This is a genomic window from Micromonospora sp. WMMD964 (assembly GCF_029581455.1).
In the GTDB taxonomy this organism is placed as follows: Bacteria; Actinomycetota; Actinomycetes; order Mycobacteriales; family Micromonosporaceae; genus Micromonospora.
Genome location: NZ_CP120860.1, coordinates 4,000,159 through 4,022,157, shown reverse-complemented (window position 1 = coordinate 4,022,157; position 21,999 = coordinate 4,000,159). Strand labels below are relative to the sequence as shown.

Annotated in this window: 16 protein-coding genes; 11 read left to right on the top strand and 5 right to left on the bottom strand. The window is 71.2% G+C overall.

The genetic code is table 11. From position 1 onward, the window contains the following. Positions 1–107 precede the first annotated feature (107 nt). From O7616_RS18370 to O7616_RS18345, 6 genes are all read left to right on the top strand, one after another. Positions 108–941, top strand: coding sequence for an ABC transporter ATP-binding protein (locus O7616_RS18370; RefSeq protein ID WP_282303131.1), 834 nt, complete (start codon positions 108–110; stop codon positions 939–941). A gap of 33 nt (positions 942–974) precedes the next feature. Then, positions 975–1,958: an iron-siderophore ABC transporter substrate-binding protein gene (locus O7616_RS18365; RefSeq protein WP_282303130.1), complete on the top strand. Its 984-nt coding sequence runs from the start codon at positions 975–977 to the stop codon at positions 1,956–1,958. 5 nt (positions 1,959–1,963) lie between these two features. Then, a complete protein-coding gene (locus tag O7616_RS18360; protein WP_348773885.1) occupies positions 1,964–4,063 on the top strand; it encodes an iron ABC transporter permease in 2,100 nt (699 codons plus the stop codon). Positions 4,064–4,085: 22 nt separating this feature from the next. Continuing rightward, positions 4,086–4,991, top strand: a complete 906-nt coding sequence (locus tag O7616_RS18355; protein ID WP_282303128.1) for a siderophore-interacting protein — start codon at positions 4,086–4,088, stop codon at positions 4,989–4,991. Positions 4,992–5,185: 194 nt separating this feature from the next. Then, positions 5,186–6,664, top strand: coding sequence for an SDR family NAD(P)-dependent oxidoreductase (locus tag O7616_RS18350; RefSeq protein ID WP_282303127.1), 1,479 nt, complete (start codon positions 5,186–5,188; stop codon positions 6,662–6,664). 65 nt (positions 6,665–6,729) lie between these two features. Next, on the top strand, positions 6,730–7,206 hold the full coding sequence (locus tag O7616_RS18345; protein ID WP_282303126.1) for a heme-degrading domain-containing protein: 477 nt from the start codon (positions 6,730–6,732) through the stop codon (positions 7,204–7,206). Positions 7,207–7,253: 47 nt separating this feature from the next. Here O7616_RS18345 and O7616_RS18340 read toward each other — a convergent pair whose 3' ends face one another. After that, a complete protein-coding gene (locus tag O7616_RS18340; protein ID WP_282303125.1) occupies positions 7,254–8,630 on the bottom strand; it encodes an FAD-dependent oxidoreductase in 1,377 nt (458 codons plus the stop codon). Between the two features lie 389 nt (positions 8,631–9,019). Between O7616_RS18340 and O7616_RS18335 the strand changes: the two genes are divergently transcribed. Then, positions 9,020–10,348 (top strand): alpha/beta hydrolase, encoded by a 1,329-nt coding sequence (locus O7616_RS18335; RefSeq protein WP_282303124.1) that lies wholly within the window; start codon positions 9,020–9,022, stop codon positions 10,346–10,348. A gap of 129 nt (positions 10,349–10,477) precedes the next feature. On the opposite strand, the gene O7616_RS18330 is transcribed toward O7616_RS18335, so the two are convergent. Next, positions 10,478–11,704 (bottom strand): MFS transporter, encoded by a 1,227-nt coding sequence (locus O7616_RS18330; protein ID WP_282303122.1) that lies wholly within the window; start codon positions 11,702–11,704, stop codon positions 10,478–10,480. Between the two features lie 41 nt (positions 11,705–11,745). Between O7616_RS18330 and O7616_RS18325 the strand changes: the two genes are divergently transcribed. Then, positions 11,746–12,840 carry an ROK family protein gene (locus tag O7616_RS18325; protein WP_282303121.1) on the top strand — a complete coding sequence of 365 codons (1,095 nt, stop codon included), beginning with the start codon at positions 11,746–11,748 and terminating at the stop codon, positions 12,838–12,840. 179 nt (positions 12,841–13,019) lie between these two features. Continuing rightward, on the top strand, positions 13,020–13,724 hold the full coding sequence (locus O7616_RS18320) for an SDR family oxidoreductase (RefSeq protein ID WP_282303120.1): 705 nt from the start codon (positions 13,020–13,022) through the stop codon (positions 13,722–13,724). 49 nt (positions 13,725–13,773) lie between these two features. Here the strand turns inward: O7616_RS18320 and O7616_RS18315 are convergent, their stop codons facing one another. The 3 genes from O7616_RS18315 to O7616_RS18305 form a co-directional block, all read right to left on the bottom strand. Continuing rightward, positions 13,774–14,226, bottom strand: coding sequence for a DUF4878 domain-containing protein (locus O7616_RS18315; RefSeq protein WP_282303118.1), 453 nt, complete (start codon positions 14,224–14,226; stop codon positions 13,774–13,776). 55 nt (positions 14,227–14,281) lie between these two features. After that, positions 14,282–15,556 (bottom strand): Ig-like domain-containing protein, encoded by a 1,275-nt coding sequence (locus O7616_RS18310; protein WP_282303117.1) that lies wholly within the window; start codon positions 15,554–15,556, stop codon positions 14,282–14,284. 109 nt (positions 15,557–15,665) lie between these two features. After that, positions 15,666–16,112 carry a hypothetical protein gene (locus O7616_RS18305; RefSeq protein ID WP_282303116.1) on the bottom strand — a complete coding sequence of 149 codons (447 nt, stop codon included), beginning with the start codon at positions 16,110–16,112 and terminating at the stop codon, positions 15,666–15,668. A gap of 287 nt (positions 16,113–16,399) precedes the next feature. Between O7616_RS18305 and O7616_RS18300 the strand changes: the two genes are divergently transcribed. Further along, complete coding sequence (locus tag O7616_RS18300; RefSeq protein ID WP_282303115.1) at positions 16,400–17,497, top strand: DUF1996 domain-containing protein; 1,098 nt, start codon at positions 16,400–16,402, stop codon at positions 17,495–17,497. A 225-nt stretch (positions 17,498–17,722) separates the two neighbouring features. After that, positions 17,723–21,988, top strand: a complete 4,266-nt coding sequence (locus tag O7616_RS18295) for a trypsin-like peptidase domain-containing protein (protein ID WP_282303114.1) — start codon at positions 17,723–17,725, stop codon at positions 21,986–21,988. The last annotated feature ends 11 nt before the right edge of the window (positions 21,989–21,999 follow it).

Genomic DNA, 21,999 nt, shown 5'->3' with positions numbered 1-21,999 from the left:
AGCATCCCCCACGTACGCGAGCCCGCGACGACCGCCGGTCCATCCGCTTTCACCTGGCCCGCTGGCCGACTTGACACACCGGCATTTCGTTAGGTTAGCCTAACCTCATGCAGAACGAGTTGGCGTCGGCCAACGGGGGGCGCAGCCTGTCCGGCGTCGACCTCCGTCTGGGCTACCACGGTGTGCCGGTAGTGCACGGCGCCATGATCAACCTTCGCGCGGGTGCCGTGACGGCCCTCGTCGGACCCAACGGCAGCGGCAAGTCCACCCTGCTGCGGGCCCTGGCCCGCCTGCACCCGATCGACTCCGGCCTGGTCCACCTCGCCGACGGCGTCGCCGCCGCGAGCCTGCCGTCCCGGGAGTTCGCCCGCCGGGTCACCCTGCTCGCCCAGAGCCGTCCGGTGCCCAGTGGTGTCACCGTCCACGACGTCGTGGGCTACGGCCGGCACCCCTACCGGGGGCGCTGGCGTACCGAGGATCCGGACGGCCCCGCCGCCATCGCCCGCGCCATGGACGTCACCGGCGTCGCCGCGATGGCCGACCGACCCGTCGACGAACTCTCCGGCGGCGAGTTGCAGCGGGTGTGGCTGGCCACCTGTCTGGCCCAGGACACTCCGGTGCTGCTACTCGACGAGCCGACCACCTTCCTCGACCTGCGCTACCAGGTGGAGATCCTGGACCTGGTCCGTGACCTCGCCGACGACCACGGTGTCGCCGTCGGGGTCGTCCTGCACGACCTCAACCAGGCCGCCGCCGTGGCGGACGAGGTGGTCCTGCTGCACCAGGGCCGCATCCGCGCCACCGGCACCCCGGCCACCGTTCTCACCGAGGACGCCCTCACCGAGACCTACGGCATCCGCATCGAGGTGACCACCGATCCGATCAGCGGACTGGTCACCACCCGCCCCGTCGGGCGGCACGCGGTCCGCGCCCTGGTCTGAAACACCCCTCATCCCCAGCAGAGAAAGACCGTCATGACCCGTACCCGTTTCACCGCCCTCATCGCCGTCGTGGCCGCGCTGACGCTCGGCGCCTGCGGCACCACCGAGAAGGCCGCCACCCCCGATTCCTCCGCCTCGGCGGCCGGCGGGCCGGTCACCCTCACCGACAGCCGGGGCAAGGAGATCACCCTCAAGGCCCCGGCGACCAAGGTCGTCGGTCTCGAGTGGGGTGAGGTCGAGATGCTGGTCAGCCTCGGCGTCATGCCGGTCGGCGTGGCCGACCCCAAGGGGTACGGCACCTGGGTCACCTCCGCGAAGCTCGACCCGAGCGTCAAGGACGTCGGCGCTCGCGGCGAGCCCAGCGTCGACTCCATCGTCGCCCTCCAGCCCGACCTCGTCGTGATGGAGGACGACCGGGGCGGAACCATCGTCAGTCAGCTCGAGAAGTTCGTCCCCGTCGTGGTCGCCAAGGGCAGTGACGCCACCGACAACCTCGGCCGGATGCGCGCGGACCTCACCATGATCGCGAAGGCCGTCGGCAAGACCACGCAGGCGGAGAAGCTGCTCGCCGACTTCGACACGGCCATCGCCGACGGCAAGAAGAAGATCGCCGACGCCGGGGCGGCCGGACGCCCGTTCGCCATCGCCGACGGCTGGAAGGAAGGCAGCACCGTCAGCATCCGGATGTTCGGCACTGGCGCGCTCGTCTCCCAGATCGGCATCCAACTCGGCCTCACCAACGCCTGGACCGGCAAGACCGATGAGGTGTGGGGCCTGGGCCAGACCGACGTCGAGGGCATGACCGTCCTCAAGGACCCGAACGTGCACCTCTTCTACAACGCCTCCGACGGCGACGACGTGTTCGCCGACGGTCTCGCCGGCAACGCCATCTGGAAGTCGCTGCCGTTCGTGCAGAAGGGCAACCTGCACAAGATGCCCAACGGCATCTGGACCTTCGGCGGTCCGCTCTCCGGCAAGCAGTACATCGACGAACTCGTCAAGACGTACGCGGTGTGAGCGTGCTGAACGCACCCCCACGTCCGGAGCCGGCCACCCGGCCGGCTCCGGGCGGGCGCCTGGCCGTGCCCCGCGTCGCCGGGGTCTTCGTCGCGGCGCTCCTGCTGCTGCTCCTGGTCGGCGCGGTGCACCTCACCCAGGGCACCTCGACCGTCGGGGCGCTCGACCTGCTCCGGCTCGCGACCGGCGGCGACGACGATGCGGCCCGCGTTCTGATCGCCTCCCGGCTGCCTCGGCTGCTCGCCGGGCTGGCCATCGGCGTGGCGCTCGGGTTCGCCGGCGCGGCGTTGCAGTCGATCGCCCGCAACCCGCTCGCCTCCCCCGACACCCTCGCGGTCAACGCCGGCGCCCACCTGGCGATCGTCTCCGTAGCCGCGTTCGGCGTCTCGCTGCCCGCGCTGCCCGCCGGTGGCCTCGCCTTCGGCGGAGGGTTGGCCGCCGCCGGCCTGGTGATGGCGATGTCCTCCGGTGGGCAGGCCGGCACCACCCGGCTGATCCTCGCCGGATCGGCGACCGCGCTAGCGCTCGGGTCGGTGACCACGCTGTTGCTGCTCCTCTTCGAGCAGGCCACCATCGGTCTGTTCGCCTGGGGCAACGGCTCCCTGGTGCAGAGCGACCTGAACGCACTGACCCAGCTGGCCCCGGTGATCGTCGGCGCCGTCGTGGTGCTGGTGCTGCTCGGGCACCGCCTCGACATCCTCGCCCTCGGCGACGACACCGCCACCGTGCTCGGCCTGGACGTGCGGCGTACCCGGCTCGTCGTTCTGGTGCTGGCCGTGCTGCTGTCCGCGGCGGCCGTCACCCTCACCGGCCCGGTCGGCTTCGTCGGCCTGTGCGCCCCGGTGATCGTCCGGCTGCTCGCCCCCGTCGTGCCGGGGGTGCACCGGCACCGCGTCCTGCTGCCGTTGTCCGGCATCGCCGGGGTCATCATCGTGCTCGGCTCCGACGTGCTGCTCCGCGCCGCGATGGGCGGGCAGGCCGGCGTGGACATTCCCACCGGCGTGGTCACCACCCTGTTCGGCGCGGCGATCCTCATCTGGCTGGCCCGCCGCCACCGCGACGCGGGCCCCACCCGCCGCCCTCCCGGCGGGCACGCGGCCGTCCGCTCCACCGCCTTCCACCGCGGGGTCGTCACCGTCGCCGCCGTGGTCACCGTCGCCGCCGTCACGGTCGGCATGCTCATCGGCGACACGTGGGTGCTGCTCGGCGACGTGCTCAACTGGATCAACGGCAGCACCGGGCCCGCGTACACCTTCGTGCTGGACCAGCGCTGGCCGCGCGTCGCGGCGGCGGTCCTGGCCGGCGCGGCGCTCGCGGTCGCCGGCACCACAGTGCAGGCCGTCTGCCGCAACCCGCTGGCCGAGCCGGGCATCCTCGGCATCACCGCCGGGGCCGGGCTCGGCGCGGTCTCCCTGCTCACCTTCGTGCCCATGGCCGGGGTGTGGGCCGTCTCCGGCGTCGCCGGGCTCGGCGCGATGGCGGCGTTCGCCCTGGTCTACGGCCTGGCCTGGCGCGGCGGGCTGAGCTCCGACCGGCTGGTGCTGATCGGCTTCGGCGCCTGGCAGGGCGGCATGGCAGTGATCACCTTCCTCGTCGTCGCCTTCGACCCGTGGAACACCGGGAAGGCGTTGACCTGGCTCTCCGGCTCCACCTACGGCCGGATGCCGACCCAGGTGCTGCCGGTGCTGATCGCCCTGCTGGTGCTCACCCCGGCCGTGGTCGCCGCTCGTCGGGAACTCGACCTGATGGCGTTGGACGACGACACCCCCCGGGTGCTGGGCGTCCCGCTGGAACGCACCCGGCTGCTCGCGCTCGGCGCGGCGGCGCTGCTCACCTCCACCGCGGTCTCGGCCGTCGGGGTCATCGGCTTCGTCGGCCTGGTCGCCCCGCACGCCGCGCGGGCGCTGGTCGGCGGGCGGCACTCCCGGGTGCTCCCGGTGGCCGCGCTGCTCGGCGCGGCGCTGGTCAGCATCGCCGACACCCTCGGCCGGACGATCATCGCTCCGGCCCAGGTCCCCGCCGGCCTGGTCACCGCGATGATCGGCACCCCGTATTTCGTCTGGCTGCTGTGGCGCTCGCGCGCCGTGACGAACAACCCCCGCTAGCCGCCGAGCCGAGAGAGGCACCATGACCGAGACCCTGCCCATCGCCCCGTGGCGCGTGTTCACCGTCACCGTCGCGGCGGTACGCCGGCTCAGCCCGTCCTTCGTCCGGGTGACCTTCACCGGCGTCGACCTCGACCGCGTCGCCGACAACGGGTACGACCAGCGGATCAAGCTGGTGCTGCCGGTGCCCGGCCGACCCGGGGTGAACCTCACCGGTGGTGCGGACTGGTACGCGGCCTGGCGGGCCCTGCCGGAACACCAGCGCAACCCGATTCGCACCTACACCGTGCGGGCGGTCCGGCCCCACCTGGCCGAGGTCGACGTCGACCTGGTACTGCACGGCGACGGCGGCCCGGCGACGCGTTGGGCTCGGCGGGTGAGCGCGGGCGACGAGGTCGCCCTCGTCGGTCCGGACGCGGGCTACGACGGCGACCACGGCGGGATCGAGTTCCGGCCGTCGACCGGGAGCTGCCTGCTGTTGGCCGGGGACGAGACCGCCGTGCCGGCGATCGCGGGCATCTGCGAGCGGCTCCCCCTCGACGCCCGGGGCATCGTCCTGCTGGAGGTGCCCGTCGACGACGACGTGTTGCCGTTGGTCACTCCCCCGGGTGTCGAGGTCCGTTGGCTGCCCCGGGGGCTCGACGGACATGGCAGCCGGCTGGTGCCCGCGGTCGCCGCCGCGGCGGAGGAGCTGCTGGCCGCCGACGCGTCGGACCACGCTCAGCCCGTCCCGGACGTCGACGTGGACACCGAGATCCTGTGGGAGGTCCCCGAGGAGGTGGCTGCGGCACCGCTGTACGCGTGGCTGGCCGGGGAGGCCGGTGTGATCCGCACCCTGCGGCGGCACCTGGTCGCCGAGCGTGGGATGGACCGACGGGCGGTGGCCTTCATGGGTTACTGGCGTCTCGGGCACGCCGACCCGGTCTGATCGCCGTGAGCCGCGTCGCCGCCCGGGACGGCCGCATCGCCGCCCGGGACGGCCGCATCGCCGCCCGGGACGGCCGCATCGCCGGCCGGGACGGCCGCGAGGTGCGTCGGACGCCGCGCGGTGCGTACAGTTTCGGGTCGGACTTGGGGCGAGCCGGGGTGATCCGGCACGGGATACGGACGAGACGACGACGCATGACGGTGGACGACATTACCGAAAACGGGCAGAAGGGCATCCACCGCGAACGCGGCATTGACCGCGAGCGGCTGGAGACCTGCCTCAGCGTCTTCGAGGCGTTGGAGGCGCTGCCCTCGGACCACCCGGACGTGGTGCGGGTGCAGCGGGCCACCGCCCGGCTCTACAAGGTGGTCAAGCAGCGGCGACGGGAGGAGCGGCGACGGGAGGAGCGGCGAGACGCCGTCCTCGCCGCCGACCGGGCCGTGACCGAGGCCACCGCCACCGGCGCACCGGGGCGGATCGACGACGAGACCCAGGGCATCCCGCTGGCGTCGTCGGTCGCGGGTGAGACGGCGGGTTTCCTGCACAACCCGCGCGGCTGCTACGTCTGCAAGCAGCGGTACCGCCAGGTGGACGCCTTCTACCACCAGCTCTGCCCGTCCTGCGCGACGCTCAACCGGGAGCGCCGCGACGCCCGTACCGACCTGACCGGTCGGCGGGCGCTGCTCACCGGCGGCCGGGCCAAGATCGGCATGTACATCGCGTTGCGGCTGCTGCGCGACGGCGCGCACACGACGGTGACCACGCGGTTCCCGCACGACGCGGTACGCCGGTTCGCCGCGATGCCGGACAGCGCCGACTGGCTGCACCGCCTGCGCATCGTCGGGATCGACCTGCGTGACCCGGCCCAGGTGATCGCCCTGGCCGACTCGGTGAGCAGCCAGGGCCCCCTGGACATCCTGATCAACAACGCGGCGCAGACCGTCCGCCGCTCCCCCGGGGCGTACGCGCAGCTCGTCGCCGCGGAGGCCGCGCCCCTGCCGGACGGTCCGCTACCGGAGTTGATCACGTTCGCCAAGCCGGGTGGACAGGGCGCCCCGGCGGGTGCCCTCACCGCCGGGCTCACCCCGCACGCGCTCACCGCGCTGGCGCTCACCAGCGGCTCCGCCTCGCCGGAGCGGATCGCGGCGTCCACCGCCATCGACGCCGGGGGCCTGGTGCCGGACCTCGACTCGGTCAACAGTTGGGTCCAGCGGGTGCAGGAGGTCGACCCGGTCGAGCTGCTCGAGGTGCAGCTGTGCAACGTGACCGCGCCGTTCGTGCTGGTCAGCAGGCTGCGCCCGGCGATGGCCGCCGCGCCGGCCCGCCGCAAGTACGTGGTGAACGTGTCGGCGATGGAGGGCCAGTTCGGCCGTGGCTACAAGGGGCCGGGGCACCCGCACACCAATATGGCCAAGGCCGCGTTGAACATGCTGACCCGCACCAGCGCACAGGAGATGCTGACCGACGGCATCCTGATGACCAGCGTCGACACCGGCTGGATCACCGACGAACGGCCGCACCCGACCAAGATGCGCCTGGCCGACGAGGGCTTCCACGCCCCGCTGGACCTGGTCGACGGCGCCGCCCGGGTGTACGACCCGATCGTCCGCGGCGAGCAGGGCGAGGACCTGTACGGCTGTTTCCTGAAGGACTACGCGCCCTGCGCCTGGTGACCGCCGCGACAAGGTGATCGCCCGCAGCAGAGCGAGTGATCGCCCGCAACGACGAGGAGAAGAACATGTCAGACGACCGTGAGGCGTGGCCGACACTGGACGAGCTGCTGCGCGAGGAGAGCGAGCTGGAACTCGCGGGCCTGTCCGAGACCGACGCGTACGAGCTGGGGATGCTCGCCGTCACGGCAGCGAGTGAGCAGCGGCTGCCGGTGTCGATCGGGGTGTGGCGGGCGGGACGCCAGCTCTTCCACTGTGGCCTGCCGGGCTCGACGGCGGACAACGACGCGTGGCTGCGCCGCAAGGGACGCGTGGTGATGCGCTTCGAGCACTCGTCGCTGTACATGGCCCGGCTGTGCCAGGACAAGCAGGTGACGCTGGCCGAGCGGTACGGCCTGCCCGCCGAGCGGTACGCGGCGGCCGGGGGCGCGGTGCCGCTGCGCGTGCGGGGCACCGGAGTGGTGGGCTGGGTCGGGGTCTCCGGGCTGCCGCAGCTCGACGACCACCGCTTCGTCGTCGACGTCCTGCGCAAGCTGCCCCGCTGAGAACGGGCGGACCCGGCGGCCTCGACACGAGGCCGCCGGGTCGAGCCTCAACGCGCCCGCCGGTTGGCGCGTAGCGCGCCGAGGAGCACGGCGGGCCGGGCCAGCGAGCGCGGGTGCTCGCGCATGGAGACGACCTCGTTGAACCGGCGGGCGGTCGCCACGTCGGTGACGGTCGCCTCGATGATCTGCCGGCTCGCCCAACTGGAGATCCGGTAGCCGCGCGGGTAGGGCCCGTCGACGTGGGGCAACGCCAGGTCGGCGGAGGTCGAGATCGACCACGCGGCGTCGACGACGATCTGCTGCAACGCGAGGAAGTGCCGCGCGGGCACCCGGAGGTCCGGGTCGGACCGCAGGTACGTCGACAGGCAGGCCGCGTGCAGGGCCGCGGACGTCATCCCCTGCCCGTACACCGGGTTGAACGACGCGACGGCGTCGCCGACGCTGACCAGACCGGCCGGGAACCGCTTCAGCGCGTGGAAGTCCCGGCGGCGGCTGTCGGCATGGTGGTAGGTCTGGACGTCGCCCAGCATCTCCTGGTCGGCCACCTCGCCGAACTCCGGCGGGAACTGCTCCCGCAGGCGACGGACGAAGTCCTCCGGGGTGCGCCCCGGACGGTCGTCGCCGTAACCGGCCATCATGGCCATCCACCGGCCGTCCTCGATGGCGAAGAACGCGGCCCCGGCCACGTCCAACCCCATCTTCGGGGTGTGCAGCGCCAGGACGACGGTCGTGGCCGGGGTGACCTCCGGGCGGCGGAACAGGGCCGTCGCGTAGTTCAGGTGCACGGTCATCCGCCGGGTCACCGGCCGCTCCCAGCCGGCCTGCTCCAGCCAGTCCGAGAGTCTGCTCGACCGACCCATGGCGTCCACTACGAGGTCACCGGTCTCCACGCCGGTCACCCCGGCGACCTCGCAACGGACCCCGGTGACCGCATCGCCGTCGAACACGAGACCGGTGGCGCGTGCGGTGACCGTCTTGACGTTGGGCAGCCGGAGCACCTGTTGGCGGATCAGCCCTTCCAGGAGCGGGCGGCTGCCGGCCAGGCTGTCGGCGTCGTCCGGGACGACGACCTTCGGGCGGCCGTCGAGGTAGTTTCGCCGCGCCTCGGGCGGCGCCTCGATCGCCCCGCGCGCCAGCGCCGCGTCGCGGAATCCGGGGAACAGGCGCTCCAACTGGAGGAAGCCGCCGGGCAGCAGCGCGTGCAACTGCGTCCCCTGGGGTACGCCGGGACGCGCGCCGGCCACCTGCGGGTCGTCCCGGTCGATGATGACGACGCTGTCGGCGTGCTCGGACAGCACCCGGGCGGCCAGCAGGCCGGCGACGCTGCCGCCGACCACGACGGCCCGACCCATCGTCGGGGAGATCTGGTCAGGGGGTCGAGCCGCGTTCAGCTCCGCGAAGACCCGGGATGGGGAGAGGGACATCGTGCTCTCCAAGGGATACGAGGTGTGGTGCCCTCCGTGCCGCCGGCATTCGGATGGGCGGGCGGACCGGTGGACGGTCGTCCGGCGTGACGCCCGCCGATCGTCGCACAACCACCTGAAGGGCAACCGTCTGTGTCCGCCAGATGACCACGTGTCGGACGACGGGATGAAGACGACAGACGTTCCGGCGGCCGATCGGCGTGCGGCGATGCCGACTGTCGCCAACCACCTCGGGGGCGTGGCCGGTCACGCCGGCGTCTTCGCCACCACCACCGACCTGGCCGGGGTCGTCCTCGACCAGAGCTGGTTCATGTGGACCGCCGGGCCGCACCCTGACACGATACTTGCGCTAACAGTGCAGATACTTCGTCGCTCAGGGTGGAGGACCAATGCACGTGTCTCGCCGGAGACTGCTCTCCGTACTGGCCGGGGGTGCCCTCGCCGTCGGCCTGCTCGTCGCACCCGCGCCACCGGCCGCCGACGCCGCGGCCACACCGACCTACCGCCCCGTGATCTTCGTACACGGCAGCGCCGGATCGGCGACGCAGTTCCAGTCCCAGGCCAAGCGCCTCGCCGGCAACGGCTACCCGATCGACGTCATCGAGGCCCACGAGTACGACTCCCCGAACATCGCCACGATCCTGCCTGAGGTGTACGCGGGGCTCGACGCGCGGATCACCCGCCTACTGGCGACGACCGGCGCGGACCGGGTCGACCTGCTCGCGCACTCCCTGGGCACCTTCGTCACCCAGGGCTACCTGAACAGCTCACCGGCACGTGCCGCCCGCGTCGCCCACTACGTCAACCTGGACGGTCGCACCGCCGCCTCCCTGCCGGGCGGTGTGCCCACCCTCGCCATCTGGGGTGAGGGCGACCCGGCCCGCGCCGTCGTCGGCGCGACGAACGTGCACCTGCCCGACCAGTCCCACACGCAGACCGTGTCGTCGCCGGAGTCGTTCGGCGAGATCTTCCGGTTCCTCCAGGGTCGGGCGCCGCACACGACACACATCACACCCCAGTTCTTCGGTACCGCCCGGGTCTCCGGTCGCGCGGTGCTCTTTCCCAGCAACGTCGGCGTCACCGACGCGACTGTCGAGGTCTACCCGGTCAGTTCCCTGACCGGCGGTCGGTTGACCCAGCGGCCCACGTACCGGTTGGCACTGAGTGGCGACGGTTCGTTCGGCCCCGTCGCGGTGCTCGCCACCGCGCGGTACGAGTTTGCGATCGTGCGCGCGGGCGCGCCGACGCACCACTTCTACTTCCAGCCGTTCCTGCGCTCGGATTCGTTCGTACGCCTCGCGACGAGCGTGCCGGGCGGAGGGCTCGGCGCGTTGGTGGACACCAGCGACCGGCACACGGCGCTGACGATCCAACGCCAGAAGGAATGGTGGGGCGACCAGGGCGATGCCGGTGACCGCCTCCGGATCAACGGCACTGACGTCCTGACCGCGGCGAACGCGCCACGGGCCAAGCGGACGATCGCGATCTTCGCGTTCGACGACGGCAGCGACGGCGTGAGCGACCTGACCGCTCCCCTGCCGGAGTTCTTCAGCCAGACCTTCATCACCGGCATGGACCTGTTCATCCCGGCGGCACCGGCGCACCTCGGCCTCGTCCGGATCACCGTGGGTCAACGCGGCGGCGGGTACGACGTGATCAACGTGCCGAACTGGAGGTCGAGCGCGCACCGCGTGTCGGTCAGCGTCGACGACTTCTGACCCCGGACCGACGTGCGCCCCGGCCGCTGTCGACCCCGGCACCTCAACCCGGTCGGCAGCGGCCCGGCCACCACAACCCGCGAGGGTGGGCCCGGCCGCCTCAACCCGGTCGGCAGCGGCCCGGCCGCCTCAGCCCGCGACGGTGGCCGGGGTCCGCTCCCGTTCGCGCCGCCCGACCGCGAAGCTGACCACTCCCAGGGCGAGCCCGACGACCGCCAGGACGACGCCCACCCAGGCCGGTGCGAGGTAACCGAGGCCGGCGGCGATGGCGACGCTGCCCAGGGCCGCGCCGAGGCTGTTCGCGATGTTCATCGCCGACTGGTTGAGCGCCGCACCCATCAGCTGCGCTCCCGGCGCGACGGTGATGAGCCGGGCCTGGAGGACCGGCCCGAGGTAGAGGCTCGTCGCGCCGACCAGGAACGCGCCGACGAACAGGCCGACCGGGCTCGACGCGACGAGGCCGAACGTCGCGATGCTCACGATCATCGCGACGAAGCCGATGACCATGCTGCGCTGGAGGTCACGGTCCGCCAACCAGCCACCCAGGGCGTTGCCGACGGTCATGCCGAGACCCACCGCCACCAGCGCCCAGGGCACCGTCGCGGCCGAGAGACCGGCGACGTCGGTGGTGACCGGTGCGATGTAGGTGTCCACCGCGAAGAAGCCGGCGAACCCGATCGCGCCGGTCGCGGCGACCAGCCAGACCTGCGACGTCCGCAGCGCCCGCAACTCGGCGGCGGGCGACCCGTCGACCGCCGCGGCGACCTCCGGGACGACCGCCAGGACCGCCAGCAGGGTGAGCACGAAGACACCGGCGATGACCAGGTACGCGAGGCGCCAGCCGGCCGCCTGCCCGAGCCGCGTGATGAGGGGTACGCCGACCACGTTGCTCACGGTCAGGCCGCTGAGCACGATGGCGAAGCCGCGGGCCTCGTTGCCGGGGCCCATCAGGGTCGCCGCGAGCAGGCCGGCCGCGCCGAAGTACGCGCCGTGCGGCAACGCGGCCGCGAACCGGGCCACCAGCACCAGGTCGAAGGTGGGGGCGATCGCGGACGCGACGGTGCCGACGGTGAAGAGCACGAGTAGTCCGAGCACGAGCTTCTTGCGCGGGAGGCGGGCGCTCAGCGCGGCGATCAGTGGCGCTCCCACGACCACGCCGAGCGCGTACGCGGTGATCATCCAGCCGGCGCTGGCGACGGCGTCCGACGACGAGCGGGCGTACTCCTGCGGGAGGAGGCCGCGCGCGATGTCGGGCAGCAGGCCCATCGCCACGAACTCGGTCAGGCCGATCGCCACGCCGCCCAGTGCCAGGGCGACCAGCGCCGCCACCCGTCGTCCCCTGCTCATCCCGATCACCGAGAAAATTTAGCAACAGCGTTGCGTAATAGAGTGTCGAGATGACTCGTATCACTGCCGACGTCACGTTCCTGCGCGGCTACAACCAGGCGCGGGTCATGGCGCTGGGGCGTGCCGCGCGCACGTTCGAGCGGTCGACCGTGGTGGAGGCGACTGGGCTGACACCGCAGGCGGTCTCCAAGGTCATCGCCCGGCTGACCGGCGACGGCCTGATCCGTCCCACCGGTGTGCGTCGCACGGGCATCGGCAAACCCGCCGTCGTCTACGAACTCGTCCCGGACAGCCGGTACGCCATCGGCGCCCACGTGGCCCGGCGCACACTGCGGCTGGTCCTGGTCGACCTGGCCGGCGTCGTACGCCACTCGGCGGTCAGCCCGCTGCCCGGCGACTTCACCCCCGAGCAGCTTCTCGACGTGCTGGCCACCGGTATCGCTGCGATGACCGGCAGCGGCGACGTGCGGGCCCGGCTCACCGGCGTGGGCATCGGCATGATCGGCCCGCTGGACCACGCCAACGGCCTCGTCCGGGGCGCCCACGGGCTGCGGCACTGGCACGACGTACCGCTGCGCGAGCTCGCCGAGAAGCACCTCGACCTGCCCGTCCACCTGGACAAGGACGTCACCGCGGGGATCACGGCCGAGGCCTGGCGGCACGGCGCGACGTTCGGTGACGCGGCCCTCATCATGATCGAGTCGGGTATCGGTGGCGGTTTCTGGTTGGGCGGCACCGCCCACCGGGGCGCGCACACCAACGCGGGGGAATTCGGCCACACTGTGGTCGACCTGGACGGACCCCGCTGTGTCTGCGGACGACACGGGTGCCTGGAGATCGTGCACCATCACGCCGCCGAGTCCGGAGACATCGCCCGGGCCGCCCGCGTCGTGGCGGTGGGTGTGGTGAACCTGCTCCAGACCCTCGACCTCGCCCACGTGGTGCTGGCCGGCGCGGACCTCCTGCGGCATCCGCAGACCTATCTCACGGCGGTGGCCGAGGCCGTGCGGGCCGACGCGCGACGCGCGACGTGGCTCACCACCACGGTGACCGTGTCCAGCCTCGGTGCGGACGCCATCGCCGCTGGTGCTGCCATGCAGGTGCTCGACCAGCACTTCGGGGTGCCGGAGCTGGCCCCGATCTGAGCGCCGCCACCGCGGTCCCCTTGATCGTCGGTGGGCGGCTCGACACGCCGAACGCCGCGCCGCCACCGATCACCGCGCGCCCTGCCGGTGACGCCGGCCACACGACTTGCATCTCACGTCAATGTCAGGTTCTAGCGTGGCTCCCGTAGCGCTCGCCCTCGACCTGCCAGGAGGCAGTCATGCGGATCTCCGATTCGATCGCGCTGGTCACCGGCGCCAACCGTGGCATCGGCCGGCACTTCACCAGACAGTTGCTGGAGCGTGGCGCGGCCAAGGTGTACGCCACGGCCCGCAACCCGGAGCAGATCGACATCCCGGGTGTGGAGAAGCTCCGGTTGGACATCACCGACCCGCGATCCGTCGAGGAGGCGGCGGCCGTCGCGTCCGACGTCACCCTACTGGTCAACAATGCCGGGATCTCCACCTTCACCAACCTGGTCAGCGGGGACCTGGGCAAGATCCGGTCCGAGATGGACACGCACTACTACGGCACGCTGAACATGGTGCGGGCGTTCGCACCGGTGCTCGGCACGAACGGCGGTGGAGCGATCCTCAACGTCCTGTCGGCGCTGTCGTGGTTCTCCCACGACGGGGCCAACGCCTACGCTGCCGCGAAGGCGGCCGAGTGGAGCCTGACCAACGGGATCCGACTGGAACTCGCCAAGCAGGGAACCCTCGTGACCGGCCTGCACCTGGGCAGCGCCGACACCGACATGTCGGCCAGCTATGACGGCGACAAGATGGACCCCGCCGACGTCGTACGCGTCGCACTGGACGGCGTCGAGGCCGGCCTGATCGAGGTCCTCGCCGACGAGTGGAGCAGGCACGTCAAGGCGTCCCTGGCCAACGACCCGAGCGTCTTCTACGGCCTGGCCGGGCACTGACGGCGCGGGCGTGGGCGCGGCGTCGACACACCGCGTCCACGCCGGGTCCTCACTGGCAGACGCGCCACTCGTCGTCCTCCTTGACCAGCGCCAACCCCTGGGTGAACTGCGCGCCGGTGGTCTGCTGGACCGCCGTGACGGTGACGGTCGCGGTGACGCGCCCGTTGTGGTTGTTCACGTTCACGCCGACGATCTCGTAGCTGCTGATCTTCAACTGGGCGGACTGGACCCGGGTGAAGTCCTCCACCGTCATGGTGTCGCGTACCGCGTCGCACAGCCGCCCGTACGCGCCCGGGTAGTCACCGGCCTGCACGTCGTCGAGGAAGCCGGTCGCCGCCACCCGGGCCGGCTCGACGGCAGCCTTGACGCTGCGGTAGAACCAGAAACCGCCGCAGGCACCCACCGCGCAACACACCACCAGCACCACGGCGACGACGATCAGGACGGTACGAGTGGTCCGGTTGGGCTTCGACTGAGGAACCATCATGGGCTCGTACGTCATGGCCCGAAGGGTAGGAACGCCGAGCAAGCGCCGTACGGCGCTGGGGCCTCTCGATTCAGCCGACGGAGGCGGCGGGCCCCGGCGTCGGTGAACCGCCCGCCACCGCACCGGGGCGCGGCGTCGCGGTCGGGGCCGGCCGAAGGCCATCGGGTACGGGCAGTGCGCTGCCCTTGACGAACTGCTCCCAACTGGTGTTCCAGGCCGTCCAACCGTTGCCCGACTCCAGCCGGACCTCGGTGCCGGTGACGGTGACCAGGTCACCGACCTGGGTGACGCCCATCAACCAGTCGGCGTCGGCGGGTGAGACGTTCGTGCAGCCGTGCGACACGTTGCGGTGTCCCTGATCCGACACCGACCAGGGCGCGCCGTGGATGAACTCACCGCCCCAGGTGAGGCGTTGCGCGTCCGCGACGTTCACCACGTAGCCGCCGTTCGGCTCGCCACGGGTGTCGAAGGTGGTGCGCTGGTGTTTCTCCATGATGACCATCCTGCCGCTGGACGTCGGAGTGCTCGCCTTGCCCAGACTGACCGGGATCCTGCGGATCACCGTGCCGTCGCGCAGCACGCGCATCTGCTTGGTGGCGTTGTCGATCTCCAGTGCCACCTGACGCCCGATCCGGAACGTCGCGGTGCGGTCGGTGTCACCGACCCGGTTCCCGCCGATCGGCAGACCTTCCAGAGCGGCCCGGACGCCGACCGTCGTCCCCGGCCGCCAGAAGTCGGGAGCGCGGTAGTAGACCTGACTGCCGTCGTCCACCCAGGACCAGGTCCCCGGCTGCGGTGGGTCGGTGGTGACGAACAGCCGGCGCTGCACCTCGGCGCGGGCCCGCTCGGCGATCGGCGGATCGAATCCGACGGTCACCGGCATCGCCGTGCCGTACGTCCGGCCGTCGGCGACGTACAACGTGCTGGTCACCTGTGGTTTCGTCGACGCCGCCGTGGTGGTGAAGGTCGCGGTACGGGTGGTGGTCCGGCCGGAGTCGCCGACGGCGGTCGCCTCGACGGTGTAGGTGCTCCGCGGTCGCAACGGAACGGTGGGCACCCAGGTTGAGCCGTCCTCCCGTCGTTCGGCCCTGACCAGCATGCCCCGGTCGTCGGCGATGCGTACGACGACGATCTTTCCGCCGGTGGCCAAGGCCGTGACCTCGGCGCTGACCGGCACGTCGCGCGACCGGTCGGCGGGCGTGACCGTCACCTTCGGCTCCGGCGCCGGCACCTCGCGCTCGACGGACCGCACGGTGGCCTTCCGCTCGGTGGTGCATCCGCCGACGGCCAGAGGCGTGGCCACGACGGACACCACCACCAGCGCCATCCGTCGTCTCAACCCCATCGAACGCCCCCGGCTCTCGTTTCCGTGGCCGCAATTCTTCCGCGCCGGGAGCACGTACCGCGCCGTTTCCGGCAATCATGAAGGAAAGTCGGAAACGTGCCGACCGCGCTCAGTGGGCGGCGGGCTGAATTCGGCCGGCGGAGGACGTCGCCCACGCCACGGCCAGGGAGGCGGCGGCAACCGCGTCGGCGACGAAGCACCACGCGACGGACGCCCAGAGGTGAGGCTGAGCCGGGAACAGATAGTACTGAGCGCTCACCCAGTAGGCGAAGAGCCCGATGGCAGCGGTCGTCGCCACCAACGGCCACAACACGTCTGGTTTTCCCACGAGCCCGCAGAGGACCACGACGGCGACGACCAGGGTCATGGCCAAGTAGGGCAGGTAAACGGCGATGCTGGCGGCGCCCCGGCCACCGGCCTCCAGGTCCCCCCACACCTGCGCGTCAGCGGACGAGAACAAACCGTAGCCCAGCACCGCCCAGGCTCCGGCCACCGCGCAGGCGGCCAACGCCCGGCACACCTGCCGGGAAACGACAGCCCCACGTGACGACGACATGCGGGCAGACTATTCGCCGAAGCCCCGCGGCGCCGCCCCGCGCCCCTGAGTGTGGAGTGAACACCCAACGCTCGATTACAGTTTTTCGAAGAGAATCAGGGAAATGAGATCGATACGACAGCGCGACCGCTCCGGAAAGCGGATCAAGCAATCGCAGAGCGATATTTAAGGCAGACTTAATCGTCTCAGTCGCATTCGATCAGGGGGTCGACTCGTACTCTTCCTTCTCGGAAGAAAGGTGACCCCTCTTGTTCAATGTGCGATCCACTCCCAGGCTTCGCCGTTCCGTGACCGCCCTGCTGGTGGTGGGCGTCGCGTTCGCCGGTGGCTGCAAGGAGGTGCCGGGCACGCCCGGCGCGTCCAGCCCGTCCAACGACACCGGCATCGGCTCGTCCGGCCCGCAGACGCCCACGTCCGCCGCCCCCGGCGACGCGTCGGCCACGCCGGGCGCGCCGAGCGGCTCGGCGGCCCCGTCCGCCCCCGGCAAGCCGGCGAACCCGTCGACCAGCGCCGCCCCGCCCACCGCCTCCGGTGGTTGGATCACCATCGACCCGGCCGGGCAGGCAGCCGCGACGAAGGCGTTCTTCGCGCGTAAGCCGAGACCGGTGACCGGCAACCCGGTCAAGGTGCCCGAGTTCAACGTCGGCTGCACAGTCAGCCACCACAACAGCGACGACCCGATCGTGCTGCCCAAGCTGGTCGGCGGTTCCCACAACCACACGTTCTGGGGAAACCGGTCGACCGACGCCAACTCGACGGCCGAGTCGCTCCGGGCGTCGAAGGCGACCACCTGCAACTCGCCGGACGACCAGTCCGCCTACTGGGTGCCGACGATGTACCAGAACGGCAAGGTCGTCGACCCGACGGAGGTGACCGTCTACTACGGATCCCGCCTCAAGGACCCGAGCAAGACCCAGCCCTTCCCGTTCGGCCTGCGGATGATCACCGGTAACGCCAAGAACCAGGTCGACACCCCGGACAAGCAGGGCAATCACTTCTGGTGCGCCGGCATCGGCGGCGAGGTCGGCCGCAGCGCGGACAAGACCTTCCCGGTCTGCGCCAAGACCGCGCACATCGTCCGCCAGATCACCTTCCCGGACTGCTGGGACGGCAAGCACCTGGACAGCCCGGACCACAAGGCGCACATGGCCAACGGCGACCACACCGGGGCCTGCCCCAAGAGCCACCCGGTGCCGGTCCCCTCGGTGTCCTTCGTGATCTCGTACCCGCTGAGCGCGAACACCGACGGCATCACCCTCGCGTCCGGCACCTCGTTCTCCATGCACGCGGACTTCTTCAACGCGTGGAAGGACGAGGCGCTCGCCGCCCGGGTGCGCAACTGCCTCGACCAGGGCGTGAAGTGCAACTCGGCGGGCAACTTCTAGGCACGGCAGCGCCACCCGAAGCACCGCGTCGCTGACGGCGGCGGCACAGCTCCCCCATGCGGGGCGGACCGCCTGCCGCCGTCAGCAGACGCGACCTTCATCGGCGGCCGTCACGACGCAGGAGGCCGCAGGCACACGAGGCATTCGACGATCCGCGTTGTTCGATAGCATCAACGAACAACGGGCTACCGCTTCGATCGGTTGCCCGACCGACGCGGGGGCGCCATGGCCGAGGACATTTCACCGGCCGCTGCGCTCGGGCGCCTGCGAGGGCGGTCCGGCCAGGTGGTTGGCACGGCATTTCTCGTCACAGCTGATCTCGTCATCACCTGCGCCCATGTCGTCAGCGCGGCGCTGGGAAGTGACTACCACGATGCCGTGGCGCCGACGGAGCCGGTCACCATCGAGTTCCCGCTGGTCGGTGGTGACGCGCCGGGGATCGCGTTTCAGGGTTCCGTGGTGGGCTGGTGGCCCGCCCGGCTCGACGGCAGTGGTGACACCGCGGTGCTACGACTGGACCGACCGCCGCCGGTGGGCACCCACCCCGCCCGTCTCACCCTGACCGAGCCCGCCTGGGGAGACAAGGTCCGGGTTTTCGGCTTCCCCGCCGACCTGGCCGACGAGTACGGCGTATGGGTCGAGGCCGAACTCCGTGCCCGGCAGGGGGCCGGTTGGCTGCAGGTCGAGTCGCCGCCATACCAGCGAGGGATCGGCCAGGGGTTCAGCGGGTCTCCGGTATGGAGCCCGGCGGCTGGGATCATCGGCATGGTGGTGGCGGCCGAACGCGGCAACACCACGGCGTACCTGATTCCGGTCCGGACCCTGGTCGAGTCCCACCCCGACATCGCCGCGCCGGACCCGACCGAGACCTCCCCCTACCGTGGGCTGGAACCGTTCCTCGAAGAGCATTCGGCGTATTTCCGCGGCCGCGAGGCGCTGACCAAGCAGCTGATCACACAGGTCGAGCGGCATCCCCTGGTGACCCTCGTCGGGCCGTCCGGCAGTGGGAAGTCCTCGCTGGTGTACGCCGGGCTGACGCCACCCCTGCGCAGGCTCGGCATGCTGGTCACCACCTTCCGCCCGCTGCCCGGTGCCCGATCCACCTCGCTGCTCGCCAACGCGGTCATCGGCGTCCTCGACCCGACACTGCCGGGGGTGGGTCAGCACGATGAGGCCGAAGCATTGGCGGACATGCTCGACACCACACCGGCCCGGACGCTGTCCTGGCTCGCCGACCAGTTGGTCGAAAAAGCCGGCGACGGCGGCCTGCTGCTGTTCTGCGACCAGTTCGAGGAGTTGGCAGCCGAGGACGCCCAGCGGCTGTGGCGGCTGCTGCACGACCTGCTCCGCGTCGCTCCACATCGCGCCGACGGCACTCCGAGGCTGCACGCCGCACTGACGATGCGGTCCGGTGCACTGGACCTGCTGGTGACCGAGGACACCGCGGAGGCCGCCACAGTGGGGATGGTGTTCGTCCCCCCGATGACCCGCGACCAGTTGCACGAGGTCGTCACGGCTGCCGACGTCGACTTCGAGCCCGGGTTGGTGAGCCGGATCATCGACGACACCGGCACCGAGCCCGGGCAACTGCCGCTGGTCGAGTTCACACTGGCGCAGCTCTGGAAACGGCGGAGCGCCAGAACGTTGACCCATCGCTCGTACGAGGAGTTGGGCGGGGTGTCCGGCGCCCTGGCCAGGTACGCCGACGACGTCTACGACGCACTGCCGGAGTCGGATCGCCTGGCCGCCCGGCGGCTCTTCACCCAGTTGGCCCGGCCCGAGGGCGGTGGCGACTTTCTGCGTCGACCGGTCCGGCTCGCCGATCTGAACGACGACCTCCGACCGGTCCTGGGGCGGCTCGCGGCCAGCCGACTGGTTGTCGTCAGCAGAGCCGCCGACGGTGCCGAGATCGCCGACCTCGCCCATCAAGCGCTGCTCCGGCAGTGGCAGAGGCTGCGGGAATGGCTGATCCACGAGCGCGACTTCCGCGGCTGGCAGGAGGGGCTGCGAATCAGCGTCGCCGCCTGGGAGGCCGCCGACCGGGACGCCGGTGGCCTGCTGCGCGGGGTCGCCCTCGCCACCGCTAACAGGTGGGTGCGGGAGCACCCCGAGGACATCGGGCCCGCCGAGCGCGCCTACATCAAGTCCAGCAGCGCCGGAGAGCGGCGCAGGACCTGGGTGCTGCGGTCGGTGGCCGCTGTGATCTCGGTCTTGGCCCTGGTCGCCAGCGGCCTTGCGGTGGTCGCCGCCCGGCAGACGGACCGGGCTGACGCTCGCCTCCGTACCGCAGCGTCACGAGCGCTCGCCGACGAGGCGAATCGGCAACGCGGTACCGACCCCCGTGCCTCCCTGCAACTGGCACAGGCGGCCTGGCATCACGATCGGACAGCCGAGGCGTCGGGCGCGACGTTCACCTGGTACGCGGCCCTACAGTTCGTCGAGCAGATCTACCAGGACGCGTGGAAGGGCGACCTGGACGAGATCCTCGCCAGCCCCGACGGGTCGACGGTGGTCTTCGTCAACAAGTCAGGGCTGCCTGCGGTGTGGACCGGCATGAACGGCGAGAACCCCCAGCAGTGGCGACTGCCGACCGTCGGCGGCGACTGGGTGGGCGGCACCTTCGCGCTCAGCCCTTCCGGACGTCACCTCGGCTACAGCAGCAACCTCGGCCGCGTCGCGCTCTGGGACATCGCGCAGCGCAGCGGGCCGATCGAGCTGGCCGGGCAGACGACGCGCGACGACCTGAGCGTCAACGAGCAGACCAGTTCGGTGTCGTTCTCCCCCGACGGCAGCCGGTTCATGGTGTGGTCGCAGCGAGAGCGGTCGGCGACCTCGCAGACCCTGGTGTGGACGGTCGAGGGCGGCCAGCCGGTCAAGGTCACGACACCAGACCTTCCCGCCGGCTCGCTCACCTCGGTGTCGTTCGGTCCTCGAGCCGACACCCTGCTGTTCGTCGGGTACGGGGTCGCACGCCTGCACCAGCTCGACACCGGGCGACTCCTGAAAACCCTGCCCGTGCCGGAGTCGGTGGACCCGCAGCCCGTCGGCAACGGCGCACTCCTCGCCCAGTGCGATCCGGACCGGGACTGGGTGCAGGTCACCGATGTGGCGACCGGCGAAGCCCTGCGGACGGTCCCGATGCCGTCATGTGCGACGCCTATTCTGAGGCTTGACGGTCCGCCGTACCTGGTCTCCGCCAACTCGTTCGGAGTCTCCGACTCGAACTCCGAGATCAACGTCACCGACTTGCGGACAGGCCAGACCTATCGGTTCACCACACCACCCATCGACTTCGACCCGCTGAGACAGTCCCACCGCATCGCGCTGTTCGGCCGGCCGGATGGCCGTGTCGCCGCCCTCGTCGGGGACCGGAACCAGGGTTACCGGCTGGCGGCGACCGCCCCGCAGCCGCCGGCACCCGAACAGCCGAAGCAGGGGCCTGCGCGGCCGTTCGGGTCGCTCAGCCTCGGTAGCCCGGACGACCGCTGGGAGGTGGCGATCAACGGCGAGACCGGCCGCATCGATCTGGTGGACGTTGAAACGCGACTGCCAATCGCCAGCGCCACCGGCACGCCGACGACCGATGCCGCGAAGGTGACCTTCAAGGGATTCTGGTGCGGCTTCACGAGCGACGGCACCCGCTTCCTGATGGTTCAGGGAGATGAGTTGGTCGTCTACTCGCTTCCCGAGCTGACTGTCGAGCGTCGGATGCGACTACCCGTACAGCCCGAGATCGGGACGCCGCCTAACGAGCCCGGCATGTCCGCCTGGGCGAGTTCGGTGGCGGCGGACGGCGGCGGCCGGGTGATCGTGTTGCACGCGGGCCTGCTGACCCGCTGGGACACCGCTACCGGAGCCATGACCGACGGCCCCATACCGCTGAGAGCCGACCTTTCAGGTCAGCAGCGTTCGGCCCTGCTGGCGGTCATGGCACCCCTGCCGAGGCCGGGTCATCCCGGCGAGGTCGCTGTCGTCGAGCCCAATGGTGAGGTGGAGATCTGGAACATCGACCGGCGGCGGGCGATCGCGACCTTCCCGGTCGGCGCGGCGAGAGGTCCGGGCACGCCGGTCTTTGACGTGACCGGGTCTCGCCTCGCCGTCCGATCGAGCAACGAGCAGGTCAAGGTCATCGACCTGAATGGGAGTCGGGCCGAGAGCAGCATCCCCGCCGGCCTGATCGACGCGGTACTCGGCTTCACCCCCGACGGCAGGCTGCTGACCGTGTCCTCGTCGCTCAAGCCGGTTGCTCAGTTCTGGGATGACCGGAGTGGAAAGCTGTTGGCGACCCTGAACCTGGCGGCCAGCCCGACCCGCTGGACCCTGGCCGGTGATCTCCTGTCGCTGTCTGACGCCGAACACACCCGTTCGTTGCGGCTGAGGCCCGAGGTGTGGATGGAGCATCTCTGTTCCCTCAACGAGCGCCCTTACGACGGAACCGAGCAGGCCGTGATCGAACGGCACTCAGGTGCGACCGAGCGCCCGTGCGGCTGAGTCGTACCCTG